Consider the following 23,342-nt stretch of genomic DNA (forward strand, 5'->3'; position numbering starts at 1 on the left):
TCTTGGCAAAAAGGTACGCCAGATCCGGGAAAGCCTTTGATTATATGGTGATTTCCTGGTGTTTGTCGAGTCGGCGCAGCAAAAAAGGGAAGCGATCGCCTCTGGCGCCGAGCCAGGAGTTTCAGCCCCCCATCATACCCCTGGCCGCCGGTACTGCACCGCCTGCGCCACATGCCCCGCGCCCAGCACGTCGGCCCCGTCCAGATCGGCGATGGTACGGGCCACCCGCAAGGTCCGGTGCAAGGCCCGCCCCGACCCCGCCATGCGTCGCATGGCCTTGAACAGCAGCGCCTGCGCCTCGCCATCCATGACGCAATGCCGGTCCAGCTCCGCCCCCGCCAGCGCCGCGTTCGGCTTTCCTTGGCGGGCCTGCTGGCGATCCCGGCAACGCATCACCCTGCCCTGAACCGGACCGGATGCCTCGCCGGGCGGGCCGCCCATGGATTCGGGGTCGGATGGGGGCAGCGCCACGTGCAGGTCGATGCGGTCCAGCAAGGGGCCCGAAATCTTTCCCGCGTAACGCGCCACCTGATCCGGCGTACAGATGCAGGCGCGCCCCGGATGCCCGCGCCAGCCGCAGGGGCAGGGATTCATGGCGGCGACCAATTGAAAGCGCGCCGGGAATTGGGCGGCATGCAGGGCGCGGGCGATGACCACCCTGCCCGTCTCGAGCGGCTCGCGCAGCGCTTCCAGGGTGCGCCGGCTGAACTCGGGGAGCTCATCCAGGAACAGGACGCCATGGTGCGCCAGGCTGATCTCGCCAGGACGTGGACGGCTGCCCCCGCCCACCAGCGCCGCGACGGTCGCGGAATGGTGCGGCGACCGGAACGGGGGATGGCCCATCAGCGCCTCCGGCAATCCCGCCAGCGCGGCCACGGCGGCGGCTTCCAGCGCCTGGCTGCGTTCCAGCGGCGGCAACAGGCCCGGCAGGCGGGACGCCAGCATGCTCTTGCCCGCGCCAGGCGGCCCGATCATCAGCAGGCTATGGCCGCCGGCCGCGGCCACCTCCAGCGCCCGCCGCGCGCCGGGCTGACCTCGCACGTCCGACAGGCATGGCGCAGGCGGCGCCGCCGGCCACGCCTTCGGCACCGCATCCGGCAACCGGCACGCTCCGGTGACGTGTGCGGCCACGTCTGCCAGGCTTCGCGCCGACAGCACGCCAAGCCCGGGCACCCAAGCCGCCTGCTCCGCGCTGCCCGCCGGCAGGATCAGGGTGGCGTCCGGTGCCTCACGCGCCACGCTCAGCGCAATCACCAAGGGGGCCGCCACGGGCACCAGCGCGCCGGTCAAGGACAGCTCGCCCGCCAGCACCAGGCCGGCCAGAGAAGGATCAGGCGCCGGCAGATCCGGCCCGCCGCCGTCGGTGGGCGCGGCCAACTGGCCAGAGGCCAGCAGCAGCCCCAGCGCGATGGGCAGGTCGAACCGGCCGGATTCCTTGGGAATATCAGCCGGCGACAGATTCACCGTGATACGGCCAGGTGGAAACTCGAAGCCGCTGTTGAGAATGGCAGCACGTACGCGCTCACGGCTTTCGCGCACCTCGGTGTCGGGCAATCCGACGACATTGAAGCTGGGCAACCCCGGACCCAGATGGGTTTCAACCCGGACGGCGTGCGCATGCAGCCCACTGAGCGCGCGGCTGGCAAGAACGGCAAGCGTCAAGACGCTCTCCCAAAGGGAACAAGGCCGTCAGTATCGGCAATTGCAGCCCAAGCCAAACCCCACTGGTGACAAAAACAGCTCGCGCTCAAGGCCCGCTGACGATCATCGCCTCAATGATGCGCATCACCTTTTCATCCATCGCAGCGAAATCGTCTCCCAGCGCCTTGGGATAACTCGCCTCCACGATGAATCGGCCCGGCACGGCGTGATAGATGCGATAGCCGTAACTGATGTTGCCCCAATTCTCGACCAATACCGGATTGCCATTCCGATCTGCAAACACGTACAACAAGAATTTTTCACTCATTCCCGCCACGTATCTCTCGAAAAATCGAACCCCATCCACCTGACCGACTTCGATCGCGTTGCTCAATTCTCCGGCAAGCAGCTGCGCTGCATAGGAGCGCCCGCTTGCGGGCAGTGATCTGACGACCGTGTAGGCGCTGTACCGCATCGACGTCTGGGTATGGGGCGCGTCAAGCGGTATGTCCAACACAAACGCCTGGTTGCCCGACCACGCGCGCATCTGTGGTGGTACGGCAAACGTTGTACTGCCATCGCGCGGATGATGAATCGTGACGGGGACGATCTCGTCGCCATCCGCGTAATGACCGATACGGCTGCCAGCCGCGATCGCAAACCACGCCAAGAACCCTGCCAGCAGGCACGCACCCGTCCATAACGCCCACCGCATGCGATACCCCCCCAAAATAAAGGCAGAGCCCAATGGAAAACGACCGCTCCAGGCGGTCGTCGTGGTGTCAGCGCCGTGCCGGGTGCGCCTACTTGTCCAGCGCCGAAAGACGTTCTTCCAGCTGCTGCACTTGCGCCGCCAACTGGTCCACGCGGGCACGGGTGCGCGCCAGCAGATCCGATTGGACGTCGAACTCTTCGCGCGTGACCAGATCCATCTTGGTGAATGCCTGCGCCATCATGGCGCGCACGTTCTTTTCAACGTCGGCAGCGGGGCTGCGGGCGATCAGGTCGGAGATGTTCTTCTGGATGTCTTCCATCCACTGGGTGCGATTGTTCATAGCGGCCTCTCGGTGTTCTTGATGCCTCAAGTGTAGTGCTTCGGGCCCCTCGCTGCAGGACGATCGGGCAAAAAAAGAGGGCGGGCCGCATGCGGTGACCGCCCATCAAAGCACAGGAGAAAACCGGGCTGCCATGGCGGCAACCCCCTACCAACATCGTTACGGGCAACCCATCTGGGATGCCGACTGCGCGAACAGGTCAGACGATTGCTTGCACTGCGCCGCCAATTGGGTCTTGTCGGGAATCGCCGCCCACTGCGACTTGGCCGATTCGAGCTGCTGCTTGATGCTGGCAGCCGCCGGGTTGCTGCTGCCCAGCTTGTCCATGCAGGCGTTGACCTTGGCCAGATACGCTTCGCACTCCGCAGGCACGGAAGGCGAGGAGGCGCTGGCGGCCGGCGGCGTGGTGGCGGCGGGTGCTGGCGTCGTCGGCGCGGGTGTCGTGGCAGGCGGTGTCGACGCCGGCGGGGTGGCGGTCGGCGCAGGCGTCGTCGAAGCAGCTGGCGGGGCCGCCTTTTCATCGCTCTTGTTGCAGCCGGCTAATACGCCCACCGATGCAGCCAGCGCCAAAATGCCGATCATCTTGCGTTGAATCTTCATGGTGTCCTCTTTCCGTTCTTGCTTCTTATTAGGGCGGGCAGCCACACCGGGAACGTCTCCAGCAGCCCGATTCGCCCCGGCCCTTTTTGGATGAGCCATGAGCTGTTGTTGATTCTTCTTCAGTGCCCTCCCGGCAACAAGCGTATCCGTGTAAACCCCGGTATCAAGGACATCACCGTTTTCGGATGCCCCGCCCCCAGCTGGCAGACGGCTGAATCGGCCCCGGATTCGGGCGACACGCCCGGCCTGCAACGCTGTGCGGCCCGAAGCGATCGAAGGGGCGGCGGCCCGTCCGGTTCGAAACCCACTACAAACCGCAACAGCCACAGCATCAAATGGCTACAAATGACGAGCTTGAAACATATTTCGTTTCAAGCCGCGATTCCCCGCATTACGCACCACATTGAGGCTGACGGACGGTGCATGACGCACCACATTGGTGCAAACAGGCACAACTCAGGCGCCTGCAGCCCGCTCGTCCGGGTCCAACAGACATGGCATGGAACTTGCTTGATAGTCGAAGCCAACGTGCAACCATGAGAGGAAATGCCATGAAACTCATCATCGCCATCATCAAGCCCTTCAAGCTCGACGAAGTGCGGGTGGCTCTATCCGGAATCGGCGTCCAAGGTCTGACTGTTACCGAAGTCAAAGGGTTTGGTCGCCAGAAGGGTCACACCGAGCTGTATCGCGGCGCCGAATACGCCGTCGACTTTTTGCCCAAGCTGCGGGTTGAAGCCGCGGTGCCCGACCACCTTGTCGATCAGGTCATCGAAGCGATCGAACAAGCCGCCCGTACCGGAAAGATCGGCGACGGCAAGATCTTCGCCGCCCCCCTGGAACAGGTGATCCGTATCCGAACGGGTGAAGCTGGCGAAGCTGCGCTGTAAATAAATAAAGAAGACTCATTGGAGCCTGAAAATGGATAAAGCAGATATCTCCTGGTTGCTCGTCTCTACCCTGCTTGTATTGATGATGGCCGTACCCGGTCTGGCGATGTTCTATGGCGGCCTGGTACGCAGCAAGAACGTGCTCTCTGTGTTGCTGCAAGTGCTGTGCACGTTCGTGCTGGGCCTGGTTCTCTGGTTCATCTACGGCTATTCCCTCGCGTTCACCGAGGGCAACGCCTTCTTCGGCGGCCTGTCGCGCGCCTTCTTCTCTGGCATGTTCACACCGGCTGACGGCAAGTACGCCATGTCGAACACCCTGACCGAGCTGCTGTTCGCGTCGTTCCAGGCCACGTTCGCCGGCATCACCTGCGCGCTGATCGTAGGCAGCTTCGCCGAACGCGCCCGCTTCTCGGCAGTGCTGGTGTTCACGGTGATCTGGTTCACATTCGCTTATGTGCCGATCGCCCACATGGTGTGGTTCGCGTCCGAAACGGCGCCGGGCCTGCTCAACGCCAAGGGTGCGCTGGACTTCGCCGGCGGCACCGTGGTGCACATCAACGCTGGCGTGGCCGGCCTGGTGGGCGCTTATGTGGTCGGCAAGCGCGTGGGCTATGGCCGCGAAGCCATGCAACCGCATAACCTGCCGATGACCTTCGTGGGCGCTGCCCTGCTGTGGGTGGGCTGGTTCGGTTTCAACGCGGGTTCGGCCCTGGCCGCCAACGAGAACGCCACCCTGGCCTTCTTCAATACGATGATCGCGACCGCTGGCGCCGTCCTGGCCTGGTTGTTCACGGAATGGGCCGTCAAGGGCAAGCCCTCGATGCTGGGCGCCGCCTCCGGCGCGATCGCCGGCCTGGTGGGCATCACCCCCGCCGCCGGCCTGGTGGGCCCGGTGGGTGCACTGGTCATTGGCGTGATCGCCGGTATCGTCTGCGTCTGGGGCGTCAATGGCCTGAAGCGCCTCTTGCGTGCCGATGATGCGCTGGACGTGTTCGGCGTGCACGGCGTGGGCGGTATCGTCGGCGCCCTGCTGACCGGCGTGTTCAACGCGCAAATCCTCGGTGGCCCCGGCCTGGCCGAGCCCGGCATGATCGCCCACCAACTGTGGGTGCAGCTGGAAGGCGTGCTGCTGACCATCGTCTGGTCCGGCGTGGTGGCGTGGATTGCCTACAAGATCGCCAACGCCCTGTGCGGTTTGCGTGTGCCGGAAGACCAGGAGCGCGAAGGCCTGGACGTCACGAGCCACGGGGAATCGGCGTACCACAGCTGATTCACCCGAAGGATGAGAAAAAGCCCGGACCTTGCGGTTCCGGGCTTTTTTTTCATTTCACCACCTGGCGTTGCCGAAGCGTAATTCAGGCGGGATCCAGCGCGTCCAGATCCACAGGCAAGGCGCGGTTCAGCGCGGTGGCCACCTTGATCCGCAAGGCATTGGAATGCGCCCGGCGCACCTCGCGCTTCACGTCCAGCAGCTGCTGCGGGTGCATCGAGAACTCGGTCAGGCCCAAGCCCAGCAGCAGCCGGGTCATGCGCGAATCGCCCGCCATTTCGCCGCAGACCGCCACCGGCTTGCCAGCGCGCTCGCCCGCATTGATGGTGTTGGCCACCAGGCGCAGCACGGCGGGATGCAGCGGATCGTAAAGCGTCGCCACATCGTGGTCGCCACGATCGATCGCCAGGGTGTATTGGATCAGGTCGTTGGTGCCGATGGACAGGAAGTCCAGCGCCTGGACGAAGGGCTCGATCGCGATCGCGATGGCGGGCACCTCGACCATGGCGCCCACTTCCATGTGGGGCGCATACGACTGACCGCGCGCATCCAGCTCGCGCCGCGCGGATTCGATCGCCGCCTTGGTCGCGACGACTTCGTGCATGTGCGCGATCATCGGGATCAGCAGGCGTACCGGACCATGGGCGGAAGCCCGCAGAATGGCACGCAGCTGCGTCGCGAACATTTCCGGACGCGCCAGGCAATAGCGGATCGCCCGCTGGCCCAACGCGGGATTGGTGGCGACCGTGGCCTCGCCATCCAGCGTCTTGTCCGACCCGATATCCAGCGTGCGGATGGTGACGGGCCGGCCGGCCATGACCTTCACGACCGACGAATAGGCTTCGTACTGCTCTTCTTCGCCGGGCAGGTCCGGACGCCCCATGAACAGGAATTCGCTGCGGAACAAGCCGATGCCGTCCGCGCCGGAGGCCAGCGCCAGCGCGGCCTCTTCGGGCAATTCGATATTGGCGTGCAGGACGACATCGATGCCGTCCAGCGTGACCGAGGGCTCGTCGCGCAAGAGGCCAAGTTCGGCCCGCTCGTCGGCGTAGACGGCCTGGCGGCGGCGGTATTCTTGAAGAATCCGGTCCGACGGGTTGACGACGACGGCGCCCGCGGCGCCATCGATGATCAGCATGTCGCCGTCACGGACCAGCTCGCGCACGTTGCCCATGGCAACGACGGCGGGCACGCCCATGCTGCGCGCCACGATGGCCGTATGCGAGGTCGGGCCGCCCAGATCGGTGACGAAGGCCGCGAAGCGGCCGCCGCGCAAGCGCAGCATGTCAGCAGGCGAGATGTCGTGCGCCACGACCACCAGCGCATCGTCGCCGCCCATGTGCGACATGTCGGGCAGGATGGCGGATGTGCCGGCCAGCACATGCAGCACGCGTTCTATCACCTGGCGGACGTCCGCCCCGCGCTCGCGCAGGTATTCGTCCTCCATCGCGTCGAACTGCTGGCCCAGGATCTGGCCTTGCGTGGTCAACGCCCATTCGGCGTTGTAGTGGCGTTCGGCGATCAGGGCCAGCGTCTGCTCGGCCAGCAACGGATCGCCCAACAGCAGGCTGTGCACGTTCAGCATGGCGCCCAGCTCGCGCGGCGCATCGGCCGGCAAGGTGTCCGCCAGTTGCCGGAGTTCGTGCTGCGCCGAGGCCAGCGCGTCGGTCAGGCGCGCGCTTTCCGTGGGCACATCTTCCGGCGATATCCGATAGTGCGCCACTTCCAGCGCGGCGGCGCCCATGACGACGGCCCGCCCGATGGCGTATCCCTTGGCAACCCCCTTGCCGTAAAGACAAACGACGGGCCTGGCAGCGCCAGATCCGTCGTATGCAGGGTCCAGGGTCGCGGACGAGCCGGCCCGGGCAGCGCTCAGGCCGGCTGTTTCAGAGGGGGTTCTATTCCTGCTCACCGAATTTGCTGTCGAACAGAGTTTCGATTTCGGAAAGGGCTTGCTCGGCGTCGCCGCCCGAAGCCTCCAGCTTGACCGTCACGCCCAGCCCGGCCGCCAGCATCATGACGCCCATGATGCTTTTGGCGTTCACACGCTGCGCGCCACGCGATATGAAGATCTCGCTTGAGAACTTGCTGGCAAGTTGCGTCAGCTTGGCGGCCGCCCGCGCATGCAAACCCAATTTATTGCTGATGACGATGTCTGTAGTAGGCATAGGAAATATTATGACCGCGGATGAACGCCGCGGTGTTGATCACAGCAAAACGTCAAACCGCCAACTGCTTTTCGGCTTGAATTATCAGCCGACATAATAGGGCAAATTCCCGCCCGTCAGTCTACACGCAAGACACCCTGCACCCCGCCGGCCAAGGCCTTCTCACGGGTTTCCGCCAATGGCAGATTGCGATAGGTCAACGCGCGCAGCAGCATGGGAGTGTTCAGGCCCGCCAGCACGCAGCATTGAATGCCTTGCGCCTGGGCGTCGGCCACGGCCCGCTTGGAAATATTGGCGGGCGTGGCGCCGATCAGGTCCGTCAGCACCAGCACGCCGGCGCCATGATCCTGCCCCAGGATGTCTTTCAAGACATCCGGCGCCAGGTCATCCGGCCGGTCTTCGGGCTGGATATCGTGAATGGCCAGCATACCGTCAAGGTTGCCCATGACGTGGCTGGCGCATTCGCGCATCGCCGCGCCCAAAGGCGCGTGCACGACGATAACAATACCCGTGGTCATGACGGATTCCAGAGAGATCAGGCCGCCACGGCAGTGGTCGCCACGGCTTTTTCAAGCGCCTGGACGAACATGCCTGCGACATCGAAACCGGTCTGTTCGGCAATCTCTACGAAACAGGTGGGGCTGGTGACGTTGACTTCGGTGACGTAATCGCCAATGACGTCCAGGCCAACCAGCAGCAGGCCGCGGGCGGCAAGCTTCGGGGCCACGGCTTCGGCGATTTCGCGGTCGCGCGCGGACAATTCCTGGGCGACACCGCGGCCGCCGGCGGCCAGATTGCCGCGCGTTTCGCCGGCCAGCGGGATGCGCGCCAGCGAGTACGGCACCGGTTGCCCGCCGATCAGGAGGATGCGCTTGTCGCCCTTGACGATGTCGGGGATGTAACGCTGGGCCATGATGGTGCGCGCGCCGTTGTCGGTCAGCGTCTCCAGGATGGCGTTCAGGTTGGGATCCTTGGGCTGCAGGCGGAATACGCCCGTGCCGCCCATGCCGTCCAGCGGTTTGACGATCACGTCGTGATGCGTGTCGTGGAATGCCTTCAACCGGGCCATGTTGCGGGTCACCAGCGTGGGCGCGGTGAACTCGCTGATCTCGGTGATGGCCAGCTTTTCGGGATGGTTACGGATGGCCGCCCCACTGTTGAACACGCGGGCGCCTTGCGCCTCGGCATATTCGAGCAGGTGCGTGGAATACACGTATTCCATGTCGAAAGGCGGGTCTTTGCGCATGACGACTGCGCCGAAGTCTGCCAAAGGCAGATCCTGGGCGGCGGACTCCGTCCACCAGTCATGGCCGTGCAGATCGGCGTCCGCCACCAGCGCGATCGGCGTGGTGACGGCTTTGACGATGCCCGCCTCGATGTAAAGGTCGCCCTGCATGGCTACGCTGAGCGTATGTCCGCGCGCCACCAGGGCACGCATCATGGCGACAGAACTGTCCTTGTACGCCTTTAGCAGCGGCAAGGGATCCAAAACGAACAAAACATGCATCGCGACACCCCGAACGTACGCCGCCTTCCCTAGTGGGAAGGCGGCTTTATGACACATCGTAGCGCAGAGCCGCCCAATAAGCGAACCCGCCGGTCACAGGACGGACGGCGGGTCGGAAGTAGCGCGGCCTAGCCCTCCGGAGAAGGCTGCGGCTGGAACTCAGGCGGCCGATTCAGGCTTGCCCGCGGCGGGCACTGCCTTTTTCTTGGGCGCCAGCACCATGACCATCTGACGGCCTTCGAGCTTCGGCATGGCTTCGACCTGGGCAAGTTCCAGCAGATCGTCGCGCACACGTTCAAGCACCCGCATACCAAGTTCCTGGTGAGCCATTTCGCGGCCACGGAAACGCAGCGTCACCTTGGCCTTGTCGCCCTCTTCGAGGAAGCGGCGCAGGTTGCGCAGCTTGACCTGGTAGTCGCCCTCGTCGGTGGCCGGACGGAATTTGACTTCCTTGACCTGAATGACCTTCTGCTTGGAACGAGCTTCGGCTTGGCGCTTCTGCTCTTGGTACTTGAACTTACCGTAGTCCATCAAACGGCAGACCGGCGGCTCGGCGTTCGGCGCGATTTCCACCAGATCCACGTCGCTTTGCTCGGAAAGACGGAACGCGTCGGCGATCTTGACGATGCCCAGCTGTTCTCCTTCCAGACCTATCAGGCGCACCTCGGGGACGCGGATTTCACCGTTGATGCGATTGGCTTTTTCAGTGGCGATGTTGAAAGCTCCTAGAAATGTTAAGCAGCACTGCTATCAGGTTGATTGACGTCGCGACGGGTGGACACATCCTCGGACAAGCGCGCGACGAACTCGTCGTATGCGATTGCGCCAAGGTCCAGTCCGCCCAGACCGCGTACGGCTACGGTGCCGTTTTGCTTCTCCTTGTCGCCGACGACAAGAATGTACGGCACCTTTTGCAGGCTGTGCTCACGAATTTTACGAGTGATTTTTTCACCACGCAAATCGGACTCTACCCTAAAGCCTTGTTTTTTCAGGCTTTGTGTGATTTCAGCCGCATAATCGGCCGAAGGTTCGGAAATGCAGCATACGACAGCCTGCACCGGAGCCAGCCAGGGAGGCATCGCGCCGGCATGGTTTTCGATCAGCATGCCGATAAAACGCTCGAGCGAACCCAGGATGGCACGGTGCAGCATGACCGGCGGACGGCGCTGGTCGTTCTGGTCCACGTACTCGGCGCCCAGGCGCACAGGCATGGAGAAGTCGACCTGGATCGTACCGCATTGCCAGTGACGGCCGATGGCGTCCTTCAGGGTGTACTCCACCTTCGGGCCGTAGAACGCGCCTTCTCCGGGCGAAATCTCGAATTCGCAGCCCGTGCGGCGCAGGCTTTCCATCAGCGCCTGTTCTGCCGTATCCCAGACTTCGTCCGAGCCGATGCGCTTTTCAGGGCGCGTGGCGACCTTATACAGCACTTCGGTAAAGCCGAAGTCGCGATAGACCTTCTGCAGCAGGGCCGTGAAGTCGGCGCACTCGTCCTGGAGCTGTTCTTCGGTACAGAAAATGTGGCCGTCGTCCTGCGTGAAGCCACGCACGCGCATCATGCCGTGCAAGGAGCCCGAGGGTTCGTTGCGGTGGCACTGGCCGAATTCGCCATAGCGCAGCGGCAGTTCGCGGTAGGAATGCAGGCCGGAGTTGAAGATCTGCACGTGGCCCGGGCAGTTCATCGGCTTCAGGCCGTAGACGCGGTTCTCGGACTCGGTCGTGAACATGTTTTCACGATAGTTGTCCCAGTGGCCCGTCTTCTTCCACAGCGACAGGTCCAGGATCTGCGGCGCTTTCACTTCCTGGTAGCCGTTGTTGTTGTACACGGCGCGCATGTATTGCTCGACCTGCTGCCACAGGGCCCAGCCCTTGGGGTGCCAGAAGATCAGGCCAGGCGCTTCGTCCTGGAAGTGGAACAGGTCGAGTTCGCGGCCGATCTTGCGGTGGTCGCGGCGTTCGGCCTCTTCCAGCATGTGCAGGTAGGCTTCCTGGTCTTCCTTGGTCGCCCAGGCGGTGCCGTAGATGCGCTGGAGCATCTCGTTCTTGCTGTCGCCGCGCCAGTAGGCGCCGGCCACCTTCATCAGCTTGAAGACCTTCAGCTTGCCCGTGGACGGCACGTGGGGGCCGCGGCACAAGTCGACGAAGTCGCCTTCGCGGTACAGGCTGAGCGGCTCGTTCGACGGAATCGACGCGATGATCTCGGCCTTGTACGTTTCGCCGATGCCCTTGAAGAATTCGACGGCGTCGTCGCGCGACCATTCTTCGCGCGTCACGACTTCGTCCTTCTTGGCCAGTTCGGCCATCTTCTTTTCGATGGCGGCCAGGTCTTCAGGGGTGAACGGGCGCTTGTACGAGAAGTCGTAGTAGAAGCCGTTGTCGATCACGGGGCCGATGGTGACTTGGGCGTCGGGGAACAGCGACTTGACGGCATAGGCCAGCAAGTGGGCCGTCGAGTGGCGGATCAGGTCCAGGCCGTCGGCGTCCTTGGCGGTCACGATCGCCAGGCGCGCATCGCCTTCGATGCGGAAGCTGGTGTCGACCAGCTTGGATTCCGCGCCTTCAACCGTCACGCGGCCGCCCAAGGCGGCCTTGGCCAAGCCCGTACCGATCGATTGCGCCACTTCGGCAACCGTTACCGGTCCCGGATATTGGCGCTGCGAACCATCGGGCAATGTGATCTGTACCATCGGGAGTGCTTCCTGGGGTTCTGGGAACTAGAAAATCGAAAATCGGAAACGAAAAACGCGGCCTGAGAGCCGCGTTCTAGTGGTTGTCTTGCTGAGTCCTACCGCTGACCTGACACGGTGAAACCCGACGCACGAAAAACTAACGCGACATAGGGCGAAAGTTCCGGGTCGTAGTTCGTGCCAGCGGGAAAAACATGGTTCTAAGCCTGTTGGTACGCGCCCGAGGCGGCGCGGAGCAAGGTTGCGCAATCGGGATCAACGGATCAATTGCGTTTATCGTTGCCGATTGTAGCACCATTTGCGCCCTTTCCGTGGCGTAAGCGAGACAAACCGACCCGATCACGCCAGGTTACGGCTGCCCGCCATGGCTGCCAGCGCATGCCGGACGCCCTCCTGCCACGGCGGCGCGTGAATCCCGAACCGCTGCGTCAGCAAACGGGTATCCAGGCAAGAGTTCAGCGGCCTGCGCGCCGTGGACGGATATTGGCTGGACGGGACCGGGTGGATGTCGGCCGGCACCAGCGTGACGGGCAGTCCCGCTATCCGGGCCTGCTCGGCCACGTAGCAGGCATAGTCGTGCCAGGTAGCCTGGCCCGCGGCGGCCAGGTGATACAGCCCGAACGGGAACTCCGCTTTTCCGCCCAGGTAGCGCGCCACCGCCAGCGCCGTCACGTCGGCGATGAAGGCCGCGCCTGTCGGGGCGCCGCGCTGGTCGCTGACGACGCGCAACGACTCGGGCTGGCGCAGCGCCATCAGCATGGATTTCAGGAAGCTGTTGCCGAACACGCCATAGATCCACGACGTGCGGAACACCAGATGCGCCGGGTTCATGGCCTGGACGGCGCGCTCGCCCGCCAGCTTGCTGCGGCCATAGGCATTCAGCGGCGCCGGCACGTCGGCTTCGACGTACGGATCCTGCTTTTTGCCGTCAAACACGTAGTCGGAGGAGTAATGGACGATGAGCGCCCCCCGGCTGGCGGCCAGGGCCGCAAGCTCGCCCGCCGCTTCGGCGTTGATCCGCATGGCCCGCACCACGTCCTCTTCGGCGCGCTCGACCGAGGTCAGCGCAGCGGCATTGACGATGACGTCCGGCTTTTCGCGGCGCACCACTCGCGCCAGCTGCAGGGGGTAGGTCAAGTCGCATTCGCTCCTGCCCACCGCGACCACGTCGCCCAGCGGCGCAAGACTGCGCCTGAGTTCAAAGCCCAACTGGCCGTCACGACCTAAAACCAGAATCTTCTTGGGCATGCGTACGCTCTTTGTCAGGCCAAGGGTGCAACAGTCTGATTTTGGCGCGTTTCCCATCCGAACAACCGTACGGAAACGTAATCTGCCTTCGCAAATTTCAGACAACCCACGACGCGTGCGTCGGATTTCGCCCTGAGCCGGATGAAACCGCTGCCGACGTCCCCTCTTACCGGCCTATGGGGCATCGATGAAACCTGTTTCAACGCCTGTAACCCTGGCGTCATTCTTTCCGGCCCCCTTGCGCGGCGGCGGCGACGCCGATGATCGCCTCCCTGGCGCACGCCGGCATCTGCTGCTGTCGCGCCCGCCCCCCACGATCCGGGTCGCCGTTCTGGACGACCATCCCGTGGTGGCGGCAGGAATCACCGCGCACCTGGAAAGCCGGCCGGGCTTCCGGGTCCTTCATCGGGAAACGTCGGCCCGCGCCCTACTGGAAAAACTGAGCCATGCCCCCTGTGACGTGGCCCTGATCGATTTCTATCTTCCCCAGGAGCCCTGGGACGGCGTCAATTATCTGCGGCGACTGCGCCGCTATCACCCCAACTTGGCGATCATCACCTTTTCGGCCGGCAACCTCCACGAAACGCGATACGCGGCGTTCCGCGCGGGCGCCAATGGCTACCTGGCCAAGCAGTGGGGCATGGCCTTCCTGGCGGACATGATCCGGGGCGTGCAGAACGGCAAGGATCCCTTCCTGACGGTGATTGAAGGCAAGATCCGCCCTCTTCAACCCACCCACCCGCATGCGCTGTTGACCACGTCCGAGGTTGAAATCCTGCGCCATATCAACCAGGGGTTGTCGGTGACGCAAATCGCGGTCCGGCTCATGCGCAGCAAAAAGACAGTCAGCACGCACAAGCGCCGCGCCATGCGCAAGCTGCAACTGGCCGATGATCTGTCGCTGGCGCTGTATCTGCGTGAGAAGTTCGCCGAATGACCAAGGGGCCAGGCGCGTGGCCCCTTTTGGTCAGATGATCCGGGAATAGCTGGCGCTGGTCGTGACGCTGCGCAGATAACCATCGAAAGCCATGGCGACGGCGCGCACGAAATACCAGCCCAGGCCGGTTACCTGGACCTCGCTGGAACGCAGGTTCACCAAGCCCAATTCAGCCAGATTGGCCATTTGCAGCAATTCGCGGCTGAAGTAATCGCCAAAGCGCAAACCGTGGCGCGCCTCGATCCGCGCGAAATCCACGCGCCCCTGGCACATGATGTCCATGATGACTTCGCGCCGCACCAGATCGTCTGCATTGAGCGCCAGCCCGCGTTCAACGGCGAAATGGCCGGATTCAATGGCGGCGTAGTACTCGTCAAGTACTTTGGCGTTCTGACTGTAGGTGTTGCCGATGCGGCCGATGGCCGATACGCCCAGCGCGACCAGATCGCGGTCGGGCTGCGTGCTGTAGCCCTGGAAGTTCCGGTGCAGCTCGCCGCGCTGCTTGGCGACGGCCAGCGCGTCCGTGTTCAACGCGAAATGATCCATCCCGATGTACGTGTAGCCCTGCTGCAAAAAGCCGTCGATGGCCGAGCTGAGCAGGCCGACACGCGTGGCGCGGTCCGGCAAGTCGGATTCATTGATGCGGCGCTGCGGCTTGAAGCGTTCCGGCAGATGCGCATAGGCGTACAGCGCGATGCGGTCGGGCCGCAGCGTCACCACTTGCGAGATCGTGCGCGCGAACGATTCGGTGGTCTGCAAAGGCAGCCCGTAAATCAAGTCGACATTGACCGAGTCGTAGCCCAGAGCTCTGGCGCTTTGCATCAACGCCCGCACGTCCTCGAAAGACTGCACCCGGTGCACGGCCACCTGCACCCTTTGGTCGAAATCCTGCACCCCGAAACTCAGCCGGTTGAAGCCCAACTGACGCAAATGGGCCAAGCGGGCCGGCGTGGCGGTGCGCGGGTCGACTTCGATGGAGATTTCGGCGTCCGGTTCAAACCGGAAGCCTGCCCGCAGGTCTTGCATCAAACGGGTGAGCTCGTCGTCGGACAGGAAGGTCGGGGTGCCGCCGCCAAAGTGCAATTGCGACACCGGGACGCCCGCGCCGAGTTCCCGCACGTGCAACGCGATGTCTTGCGCCAGCGCGTCCAGATAGCGCGCGGCGCGTTCGTGGTGGCGCGTCACCACCTTGTTACAGGCGCAGTAATAGCAGACCGAGTCGCAGAACGGAATGTGGACGTACAACGACAGGGGCTCATCCGGACTGGTGGCGCGTCGCTGCTGCAGCGCCTGCCGATATTCCTGCTTGCCGAAGCCGGCGTGATAGCGGTCAGCCGTGGGATAAGAGGTGTATCGAGGCCCGTTCTTGTCCAGTCTTGCCAGCAACTGGGGCGGGAAAAAGGGATCGGCGGCGGCGGGGGCCGGCGGTTCTGAAACGAGTGGGCGTAGGGCGGCTTGCATACCTTGGATTATTCGCCTGCGGCGCCCCGCCCACCTTGATCTTGCGCAAACCGCGCGCCCGGCGCATGCGCGGACGCTCTGGCCCTTAAAATGCGTCAATTCACGATGCAGAACAAGGACACACCTCATGGGCACTGAACTGGAAGGCCGATTGCTGGCCATGCGCCAGGCGTTGGCGATTGCCATCGCCCTTTCCACCCGCAGCAGCCCCCAGGCGACCGATATGGCGCTGGAGCTGCTGGACGACCTGAAAGCCAACCTGGATAAGACGCCGTCGGACAGCCCGTTCGAAAAGCCGGAATGGGTCGTGGGTGCGCACGACGAGCTGGACGGCATCGCCCGCCTGGTGCGCGCATTCACGCAAACGCCGGAACCGGACGCCGACCCGCAGTAGCGCCTGCGCCTTACGCGCCGCAGGCCGTGACTGGTGGTCGCACCCGCCAGTACAGGCCAGGAAAATCGGCGCCGACCGGATCGAAGCCCTCGGGGCGGGTGTTCAGGCTCAGTTCCAGCGCGCCGCATGCGCCCGCCAGCCCGGCGGGCACCCAGGGGCTGAAGCGCGGTTGCCCATCAATCAACACCAGGGGCTGTTCGGGCAAGCGCAACGCCAACGCGCCGGCTTCGGCCGGCGGCCCCGATATCACCCGCACGGGTCCGCCCAAGGCAAGCGTTGCCCGCTTGTGCAAGGTCTGCGCCAGCGCCTGCGAATCGAAATACCGCCAATCCGCCGCCCGCCGCGCAAGCCCCGCCCCCAAGGGCGAGGTCAGTTCCATCCGCGCCATCAGCGCCAACTGGATCAGCATGAAAGCCACCAGGGCTTCACGCGGCCTGACACGCCGCCACCCTGCGCGGCCACGCAGCAGTTCCATCACGGCCGGCACCGCAAACAGCAGATACGGCGTTCCCCAATGCAGCTGGATGTGGGAACCGGTGGCCAGCGTCATCACGCTGACGAAGACCAGCGGCGTGAAGCCAAAGGCCAGCAGCAGCGCGCGGCCCGGGTCGCATGGCGCGGCGGCCGGCGCGGCGGCGCGGGCGCCCAACACGGACCGCCTGCGCCGCGCCATCATCCAGAACACCGCAAGCAGCACCCACGCGGGCATGGCCCGGTTCAGCATCTGATCTCCCCACCAACGCGCCACCTCCTGCACACGGGCTGGCCAGGACAAGCTGGCCGCGAGCGACGACGACATGGCATAGCCCAAGGATTCGAAATCGTTCGCCGCCAGCCAGATCAGATGGGGCGAGAACACAGCCAAGGCCGTCAACCCGGCCACCTGCAGGCCGAACACCTGCATCGGATCGCGCCAGGCCCGTTGGCTTAGCCAGAAGATCAGTACGGCCACACCCGCCACCACGATCTGATATTTGGCCAGCGCGCCCAGCCCCAGACAGAGGCCCAACGCGATCCACCAGCCAATGCGACGCGTGGCGTACGCCTTCCAGCAGGCCACCGCGCACCCGACCGCCAACGGGATCAGCACGATCTCGTGGTTATAGAAGTACAGCCGGCCGTTGTAGTAGGTGACGCACAGGCCGGCGAGCAGCGCGACCATGGCATAGCCACGTCCGCGCAGTTCGCGCAACAGGCGCCAGAGCAAGGCGAAGGCCCCCAACGTGCACAGCGCGCCGGCAACGTAAGTCGTCCATCCCGACCATCCCAGCACGCGGACCAGCGGCCACAACAACCAGGTCGGCAACGGCGGATGCTTGTAGTAGCCCCATTCCAGGCTGCGCACCCAGGTCAATTGCTCGATGTTGTCGGTCGGCGGCGCCAACGCCCCGCGGGCCAGTAGCGGCAGCCACAACAAGGCGAACACCAGCAAGCCCGCCGCCATGCACCACCACTCCGTCCGGGCCGACCGCACTGCACGCATCCCCACCCGCTTCTCCCCCGCCACCATCCGGTGGACTCCCTTGCCTGCCCGACATTGGGCGGGGGAATTATCGATTTGCGCGATGCGGCAAGGCCGGGGGTTTTGTTCGCCAATTGTGCAGAAACTGTAAAGCGGCGAAGGCCCCATTTATCTGCCTAACTGGCCTGACCACTTGATAGGAAGACGTGTAATCCCTCTGATCGTTTTCCCTGAATCTTCAATATTTCCCTTCTATTTCAATATCGACATGCCTATATTTGTGGCCTGACCACTAGGCCATTTTGATCTGCCAACATCCGTCATGAGCACGTTCCAGGCCGTCGCCGCCACCCGTCTGTACCGCATGATCGCCGACCAGATCGCCGGCCGCATCCGGGCGGGCGACTTCCCCCGCGGCGCGCGCCTGCCGTCGGAACGGGAATTGGCGGAACAACTGCAGGTCAGCCGGGCGTCGATCCGCGAAGCCTTGATCGCGCTGGAGATCGAGGGCTATGTGGAAGTCCGCGTCGGATCGGGGGTATTCGTCACCATCGCCCCCGATGGCGCCGGCTTCCCCTCGCCCGCCGGCCCTTCCCCCCAAGGCACCGCTGATCGCGAGGACATCGGCCCCTTCGACCTGCTCGAAGCCCGCATGCTGATCGAGCCGGATTGCGCCGCGCTTGCCGCGCACCAGGCGACGCCCGCGCAGATCGCCGCCATCCGCGACGCGCATGCGGACATGTCCCTGACCGACTCCCCCGGCCGCCACGACCGCGAATTCCACAGCGCCATCGCCGCGGCATGCGGCAACGCGGCGCTGGCCTCGGCCGTGGCCCATTTGTGGAACCTGAGCCAGGCCAGCCCGGTGTACAGCCGCATGCAGGACTATTTCGTCACGACGCAGGCCTGGGCCGCGGCCCATGCCGAACACCAGCGCATCCTGAACGCCATCGTGGCGCGGGATCCGATCCGTGCGCGCCACGCCATGCACACGCACCTGCTGGGCATCCTGGCGCGCCTGCGCGAAGACTTCGATTCATTCACCGACCTTCGAGGCAATCCATGACATCGTCTTCCCTTTCCATCAACGGCAAGCGGCTTTGGCAATCCCTGATGGATCTGGCGCAGATCGGCGCCACGCCCAAGGGCGGCAACTGCCGCCTGGCGCTGACCGCCCTGGATGGTCAGGGCCGTGACCTGGTGACGGGATGGATGCGCGACGCCGGCCTGACGCTGCGGGTCGACCAGGTGGGCAACATCTTCGCGCGCCGCGCCGGGCGCAACAACGAACTTGCGCCCGTCATGACCGGCAGCCACATCGACACCCAGCCCACGGGCGGCAAGTTCGACGGCTGTTTCGGCGTGCTGGCCGGGCTTGAAGTCATGCGCACGTTGAACGATGCGGGCATCGACACCGAAGCGCCGCTCGAATTGGCCATCTGGACCAACGAGGAAGGCTCGCGCTTCGTGCCCGTCATGATGGGATCGGGCGTATTCGCCGGCAAGTTCCCGCTGGAAACGGCGCTGTCGGCCCGCGACGCGCAAGGCATCGCCGTGCGCGACGAGCTGCAGGCCATCGGCTACGCAGGCGCCGATCCTGTTGGCGGACGGCCGGTCGACGCGTACTTCGAAGCGCATATCGAGCAGGGCCCGATCCTGGAGCATGAAGAGAAAGTCATCGGCGTGGTGACGGGTTCATTGGGCCTGCGCTGGTACGACATCACGGTCACGGGCATGGAAATGCATGCCGGGCCGACGCCGATGGCGATCCGCCGCGATGCCCTGTTCGCCGCCAGCTTCCTGGTGCAGGCCGTGATCAACATCGCGAACGCGCACCAGCCGCAAGGGCGCGGCACGGTCGGCGAAATCCACGCCCATCCGGGCTCGCGCAACGTCATCCCCGGCCAGGTCCGTTTCACGACCGACCTGCGCCACGAAGACGAGGCGACGCTGACGCGCATGGACCAGGAATGGCGCCGCGTCTGCGACGACATCGCCGTGGCGCACGGCGTACAGGTCGATCTGAAGGACGTGCAGACCTTCCGCCCCACGCCGTTTGACCCCGACCTGGTGGACAAGGTGCGCCAGGGCGCCGCCAGCCGCGGCCTGCCCGCGATGAACATCGTGACGGGCGCGGGACACGACGCCGTCTACATGGCCGCGGTCGCGCCCACGGCGATGATCTTCGTGCCTTGCAAAGACGGCGTCAGCCACAACGAGATCGAAGACGCGCAGCCCGAGCATCTGGAGGCCGGCTGCAACGTCTTGCTTGACGCCATGGTGGCGCGCGCCAACGCCGCGCGCTAGCACCGCCGATTTCGCCGCATTGGTGCGCGGCCGCCGTACCCAGCACCTGTATGAAGCATGGTTGTAGCGGCTTCACCCGTAGTACCCCTGAGAAATGCAGGTGGCACGAGGTTTGCTTGTTATTGCCCGGCATCCGCCGCGCAACGGCGGTCACCTGTCAGTCCCTTTCCAGCCCGGAGGCTCGCAGTGAAATCGAAGAAATGGTTCTCCTTGAAGCTCGGCGCATTGGTCCTTGCGGCCGCGCTGCCCGCCACAGAAGCCCTGGCCCAGACCAAGGGCGGCACCTTGAACATGATCGTTCAGCCGGAACCGCCCGTGATCGTCACGGCCATCAACCAGCAGGGCCCCACGCAATTCGTCGCGGGCAAGATCTACGAAAGCCTGCTGACCTATACCACCGACCTGAAGCCGCAGCCGGGCCTGGCCAAATCCTGGGAAGCGGCGGCCGACGGCCTGACCTACACCTTCCACCTGCAAGACAACGTCAAATGGCATGACGGCAAGCCGTTCACGTCCGAAGACGTCGTGTTCTCGCTGGCGGACATGCTGCCCAAGACACATGCGCGGGCCCGCGTCATCCTGAACAAGTTCGTCGAATCGGTGCAGGCACCCGACGCCAAGACCGTCGTCATCAAACTGAAGACGCCCTTCCCCGCCTTCATGCTGATGTTCGAACCCGGCTTTGCGCCGATGATGCCCAAGCACCTCTACGCCGGCACCGACTACATGACCAACCCGGCCAACCAGAAGCCGGTGGGCACGGGCCCCTTCATGTTCAAGGAATGGAAGCGCGGCGAATACATCAAGCTGACGCGCAACCCCGAGTACTGGAAGCCGGGCATGCCGTACCTGGACGAACTGGTGTTCAACGTGATCCCCGACGCGGCCTCGCGCGCCGTGGCGTTCGAGCGCGGCAGCGTGGACGTGCTGCGCGGCGGCGACGTGGACAACGTCGACATCAAGCGCCTGCGCGCCTTGCCCAAGGTGGAATACACCACGGCCGGCTGGGAAATGTTCTCGCCGCAGGCCTATTTGATCTTCAACATGCGCAAGCCGCCGTTCGACAACCTGAAGGTTCGCCAGGCCGTCATGGCGGCGATGAACCGCAACATGGTCGTCAACAACATCTTCTTCGGACTAGGCAAGGTGTCGACCAGCCCCTTCGTGACGACCGAGATGTTCTATGACAAGAACATGCCGGCCATGCCGTTCGACATGAAGAAGGCCCGCGCGCTGATCAAGGAATCGGGCATCAAGCCGGAGGACTATACGATCCGCCAGCTGAGCTTTCCCTACGGTTCCACCTGGGACCGGCTGGGCGAATACACCAAGCAGGCGCTGGAGCAGCTGGGCTTCAAGGTCAATCTGGAATCGACGGACGCGGGCGGCTGGGCCAGCCGGACGGGCAACTGGGATTTCGACATGACGACGACCTTCACCTACCAGTACGGCGACCCCGCGCTGGGCGTGCAGCGCCTGTACATCACGTCGAACATCGTCAAGGGTTCGCCGTTCGCCAACGTGCAGGGCTATAGCAATCCCGAGACCGACAAGCAGTGGGAGGCCGCGGCCTCTGAAGTGGATCCGGCCAAGCGCCAGGAGCTCTACACCAAGCTGCAGACCACGCTGGTCAATGAAGTCGCCAACGGTTTCCTGGTGGACATGGAATTCCCCACCCTCTATCGCGGCAATGTGAAGAACCTGGTCAAGACCGCCATCGGGCTTAACGAGTCGTTCGACGACGTGTACATCGAGAAATAAGCGCAGCAAGACGCCGCCGCGGAGCCCCCGCGGCGGCAGAGCCCGGCCGCGCGATGGACGTTGCCCACGCAGCCCGCGCCCGTCCAGAGAGGACCCAGAGCATGAAATTCCTGTCTTTTCTTGTGTCCCGCATCGGCAAGGCCCTGGTGGTCGTGCTGGGCGTGGTGATCATCAATTTCTTCCTGATCCGCCTGGCGCCCGGCGATCCCGCCGCCGTGCTGGCCGGCCAGGCCGGCGCAGGCGACGCCGCCTACGTGGACCAGTTGCGCGTGGCCTTTGGCCTGGACAAGCCGATCCTGACGCAACTGATGCTGTACCTGAAGGGCGTGGTCCAGCTGGACCTGGGCTTTTCCTACCGCAACCACGTGCCCGTGCTCGACTTGATCGTGGAGCGCCTGCCGGCGACCTTCCTGCTGATGTCCTGCGCCTTCGTGTTCTCGATCGTGCTGGGCGTGTTCCTGGGCGTTGTCGCCGCCAAGGCCCGCTATCGCAACAAGCGCCGCTGGATCGACAGCTCGGTCATGACCGGCGCGCTGTTGCTGTACGCCACGCCGCTGTTCTGGCTGTCGCTGATGGGCATCCTGCTGTTTTCCGTCGTGCTGGGCTGGTTGCCCGCCTTCGGCATGGAAACCGTGGGGTCCGGGCTGACCGGCCTGGCGCGCGCGGCGGACATCGCCCAGCACCTGGTCCTGCCCACGATCACCCTGGGCTGCTTCTTCATGGCCGTCTACGTGCGGCTGACACGCGCGTCCATGCTGGAAGTCATCGGGATGGACTTCGTGAAGACGGCGCGCGCCAAGGGCGTCAGCCCCAGCCGCGTGATCCGTACCCACGTGCTGCGCAACGCGCTGCTGCCCGTCATCACCTTCGCCGGCATCCAGCTGGGCCAGATGGCCGGCGGCGCGGTGCTGACCGAAACCGTGTTCGCCTGGCCCGGCATCGGCCGCCTGATGTTCGATGCCCTGCTGCAACGCGACTACCAGCTGCTGCTGGGCATTTTTCTCGTCACTTCCATCATGGTGGTGGTGTTCAACCTGCTGACCGACGTGCTGTACCGCCTGATCGATCCCCGCATCGGCGCCGGTGCGCAGCAAGGAGCCGCCGCATGAAGTCATTCGCCCAACGGTACATGCGCAACTACGGCGCGGTGGCCGGCCTGATCATCATGCTGATCGTGGTCGTCGTGGCGCTGGCCGCCCCGCTGCTGTATGAGGAATCCCCCTGGATGATGGTAGCGGACCCGCTGATCCCGCCCTTCACCAACGCCGACTATCCCTTCGGTACCGACATGCTGGGCCGCGACATCACGGCCGGCCTGGTCTGGGGCGCCCGGGTGTCGCTGATGGTGGGCCTCTTGTCGACGGCCGTGGCGCTGCTCTTCGGGATCCTGGTGGGGTCGGTCGCGGGCTACTGCGGCGGCCGTGTCGACGATGCGCTGATGCGTTTCACCGAATTCTTCCAGACCATTCCGCAACTGGCGATGGCGGTGGTGCTGGTGGCCATCCTGAGCCCGTCCGTCTATTCCATCATGGGGGCCATCGCCATCGTGTCGTGGCCGCCGGCCGCGCGCCTGGTGCGCTCGGAATTCATGACGCTCAAGCAGCGCGAGTTCGTGCAGGCGGCCATCGTCATTGGCCAGACGCCGGCGCGCATCGTCAGCACCCAGATCCTGCCCAACGCCATGTCGCCCATCATCGTGTCGGCGTCGTTCATGGTGGCGACCGCCATCCTGACGGAGTCGTCGCTGTCGTTCCTGGGGCTGGGCGACCGCAACCTGATGAGCTGGGGTTTCATGATCGGCGCCGCGCGCACGATGATCCGCGAAGCGTGGTGGATGAGTGTCTGGCCCGGCGTGGCGATCCTGCTGACGGTCCTGGCCATCAACCTGATCGGCGAAGGCTTGAACGACGCCCTCAACCCGCAGCTGCGCAAGCGCGGCGAATAGGAGGCCGAC

General features: G+C 64.4%; 22 protein-coding genes. 9 read left to right on the forward strand and 13 right to left on the reverse strand.

The window, feature by feature from the left end; all coding sequences use genetic code 11:
• Nucleotides 1-132: 132 nt before the first annotated feature.
• From ACO6D5_RS09195 to ACO6D5_RS09210, 4 genes are all read right to left on the reverse strand, one after another.
• On the reverse strand, nucleotides 133-1,662 hold the full coding sequence (locus tag ACO6D5_RS09195) for a YifB family Mg chelatase-like AAA ATPase (protein WP_485825200.1): 1,530 nt from the start codon (nucleotides 1,660-1,662) through the stop codon (nucleotides 133-135).
• 85 nt (nucleotides 1,663-1,747) lie between these two features.
• Nucleotides 1,748-2,311 carry a hypothetical protein gene (locus tag ACO6D5_RS09200; RefSeq protein WP_485825201.1) on the reverse strand — a complete coding sequence of 188 codons (564 nt, stop codon included), beginning with the start codon at nucleotides 2,309-2,311 and terminating at the stop codon, nucleotides 1,748-1,750.
• 133 nt (nucleotides 2,312-2,444) lie between these two features.
• On the reverse strand, nucleotides 2,445-2,696 hold the full coding sequence (locus ACO6D5_RS09205; RefSeq protein ID WP_006226958.1) for an accessory factor UbiK family protein: 252 nt from the start codon (nucleotides 2,694-2,696) through the stop codon (nucleotides 2,445-2,447).
• 159 nt (nucleotides 2,697-2,855) lie between these two features.
• Nucleotides 2,856-3,296: a DUF5339 family protein gene (locus ACO6D5_RS09210; RefSeq protein WP_485825202.1), complete on the reverse strand. Its 441-nt coding sequence runs from the start codon at nucleotides 3,294-3,296 to the stop codon at nucleotides 2,856-2,858.
• 551 nt (nucleotides 3,297-3,847) lie between these two features.
• Between ACO6D5_RS09210 and ACO6D5_RS09215 the strand changes: the two genes are divergently transcribed.
• Nucleotides 3,848-4,186: a P-II family nitrogen regulator gene (locus tag ACO6D5_RS09215; RefSeq protein WP_006218735.1), complete on the forward strand. Its 339-nt coding sequence runs from the start codon at nucleotides 3,848-3,850 to the stop codon at nucleotides 4,184-4,186.
• 31 nt (nucleotides 4,187-4,217) lie between these two features.
• Complete coding sequence (gene amt / locus ACO6D5_RS09220) at nucleotides 4,218-5,456, forward strand: ammonium transporter (RefSeq protein ID WP_006226960.1); 1,239 nt, start codon at nucleotides 4,218-4,220, stop codon at nucleotides 5,454-5,456.
• Nucleotides 5,457-5,541: 85 nt separating this feature from the next.
• Here amt and ptsP read toward each other — a convergent pair whose 3' ends face one another.
• The 7 genes from ptsP to rfbD form a co-directional block, all read right to left on the reverse strand.
• The gene (gene ptsP / locus ACO6D5_RS09225; RefSeq protein WP_315528354.1) at nucleotides 5,542-7,299 is read right to left on the reverse strand and encodes a phosphoenolpyruvate--protein phosphotransferase; all 1,758 of its coding nucleotides are present in this window, start codon (nucleotides 7,297-7,299) and stop codon (nucleotides 5,542-5,544) included.
• Nucleotides 7,300-7,354: 55 nt separating this feature from the next.
• Entirely contained in the window at nucleotides 7,355-7,624 is a 270-nt protein-coding gene (locus ACO6D5_RS09230; protein ID WP_006226962.1) for an HPr family phosphocarrier protein, read from the reverse strand.
• Nucleotides 7,625-7,740: 116 nt separating this feature from the next.
• Nucleotides 7,741-8,142 carry a PTS sugar transporter subunit IIA gene (locus ACO6D5_RS09235; protein WP_006226963.1) on the reverse strand — a complete coding sequence of 134 codons (402 nt, stop codon included), beginning with the start codon at nucleotides 8,140-8,142 and terminating at the stop codon, nucleotides 7,741-7,743.
• A 17-nt stretch (nucleotides 8,143-8,159) separates the two neighbouring features.
• Nucleotides 8,160-9,131 carry a glutathione synthase gene (gene gshB / locus ACO6D5_RS09240; protein ID WP_315528182.1) on the reverse strand — a complete coding sequence of 324 codons (972 nt, stop codon included), beginning with the start codon at nucleotides 9,129-9,131 and terminating at the stop codon, nucleotides 8,160-8,162.
• A 159-nt stretch (nucleotides 9,132-9,290) separates the two neighbouring features.
• On the reverse strand, nucleotides 9,291-9,845 hold the full coding sequence (gene infC, locus ACO6D5_RS09245; RefSeq protein ID WP_081534364.1) for a translation initiation factor IF-3: 555 nt from the start codon (nucleotides 9,843-9,845) through the stop codon (nucleotides 9,291-9,293).
• A gap of 20 nt (nucleotides 9,846-9,865) precedes the next feature.
• Nucleotides 9,866-11,818 (reverse strand): threonine--tRNA ligase, encoded by a 1,953-nt coding sequence (thrS, locus tag ACO6D5_RS09250; RefSeq protein ID WP_315528181.1) that lies wholly within the window; start codon nucleotides 11,816-11,818, stop codon nucleotides 9,866-9,868.
• Nucleotides 11,819-12,157: 339 nt separating this feature from the next.
• Nucleotides 12,158-13,066: a dTDP-4-dehydrorhamnose reductase gene (rfbD, locus tag ACO6D5_RS09255; RefSeq protein WP_485825203.1), complete on the reverse strand. Its 909-nt coding sequence runs from the start codon at nucleotides 13,064-13,066 to the stop codon at nucleotides 12,158-12,160.
• A 187-nt stretch (nucleotides 13,067-13,253) separates the two neighbouring features.
• Here rfbD and ACO6D5_RS09260 point away from each other — a divergent pair, with 187 nt between their 5' ends.
• The gene (locus ACO6D5_RS09260; RefSeq protein WP_315528179.1) at nucleotides 13,254-14,003 is read left to right on the forward strand and encodes a response regulator; all 750 of its coding nucleotides are present in this window, start codon (nucleotides 13,254-13,256) and stop codon (nucleotides 14,001-14,003) included.
• Between the two features lie 30 nt (nucleotides 14,004-14,033).
• On the opposite strand, the gene hemN is transcribed toward ACO6D5_RS09260, so the two are convergent.
• Nucleotides 14,034-15,464 carry an oxygen-independent coproporphyrinogen III oxidase gene (hemN, locus tag ACO6D5_RS09265; RefSeq protein WP_485825204.1) on the reverse strand — a complete coding sequence of 477 codons (1,431 nt, stop codon included), beginning with the start codon at nucleotides 15,462-15,464 and terminating at the stop codon, nucleotides 14,034-14,036.
• A 127-nt stretch (nucleotides 15,465-15,591) separates the two neighbouring features.
• Between hemN and ACO6D5_RS09270 the strand changes: the two genes are divergently transcribed.
• Entirely contained in the window at nucleotides 15,592-15,858 is a 267-nt protein-coding gene (locus ACO6D5_RS09270; protein WP_088590386.1) for a hypothetical protein, read from the forward strand.
• A gap of 10 nt (nucleotides 15,859-15,868) precedes the next feature.
• Here the strand turns inward: ACO6D5_RS09270 and ACO6D5_RS09275 are convergent, their stop codons facing one another.
• Nucleotides 15,869-17,302 carry a glycosyltransferase family 39 protein gene (locus ACO6D5_RS09275; protein ID WP_485825205.1) on the reverse strand — a complete coding sequence of 478 codons (1,434 nt, stop codon included), beginning with the start codon at nucleotides 17,300-17,302 and terminating at the stop codon, nucleotides 15,869-15,871.
• A gap of 340 nt (nucleotides 17,303-17,642) precedes the next feature.
• Here ACO6D5_RS09275 and ACO6D5_RS09280 point away from each other — a divergent pair, with 340 nt between their 5' ends.
• The 5 genes from ACO6D5_RS09280 to ACO6D5_RS09300 all read left to right on the forward strand — a co-directional run bounded on the left by ACO6D5_RS09280 (nucleotide 17,643) and on the right by ACO6D5_RS09300 (nucleotide 23,333).
• On the forward strand, nucleotides 17,643-18,386 hold the full coding sequence (locus ACO6D5_RS09280; protein ID WP_485825206.1) for a FadR/GntR family transcriptional regulator: 744 nt from the start codon (nucleotides 17,643-17,645) through the stop codon (nucleotides 18,384-18,386).
• Nucleotides 18,383-19,627, forward strand: a complete 1,245-nt coding sequence (locus tag ACO6D5_RS09285) for a Zn-dependent hydrolase (protein ID WP_485825207.1) — start codon at nucleotides 18,383-18,385, stop codon at nucleotides 19,625-19,627. The genes ACO6D5_RS09280 and ACO6D5_RS09285 overlap by 4 nt, the downstream gene beginning before the upstream one ends.
• Nucleotides 19,628-19,813: 186 nt before the next feature.
• Nucleotides 19,814-21,388 carry an ABC transporter substrate-binding protein gene (locus tag ACO6D5_RS09290; RefSeq protein ID WP_315528171.1) on the forward strand — a complete coding sequence of 525 codons (1,575 nt, stop codon included), beginning with the start codon at nucleotides 19,814-19,816 and terminating at the stop codon, nucleotides 21,386-21,388.
• Between the two features lie 101 nt (nucleotides 21,389-21,489).
• A complete protein-coding gene (locus tag ACO6D5_RS09295; RefSeq protein ID WP_006226975.1) occupies nucleotides 21,490-22,497 on the forward strand; it encodes an ABC transporter permease in 1,008 nt (335 codons plus the stop codon).
• Entirely contained in the window at nucleotides 22,494-23,333 is an 840-nt protein-coding gene (locus tag ACO6D5_RS09300; RefSeq protein ID WP_006226976.1) for an ABC transporter permease, read from the forward strand. Before ACO6D5_RS09295 ends, ACO6D5_RS09300 begins: the two co-directional genes overlap by 4 nt.
• Nucleotides 23,334-23,342: the final 9 nt, after the last annotated feature.

Source organism: Achromobacter sp., from assembly GCF_057314935.1.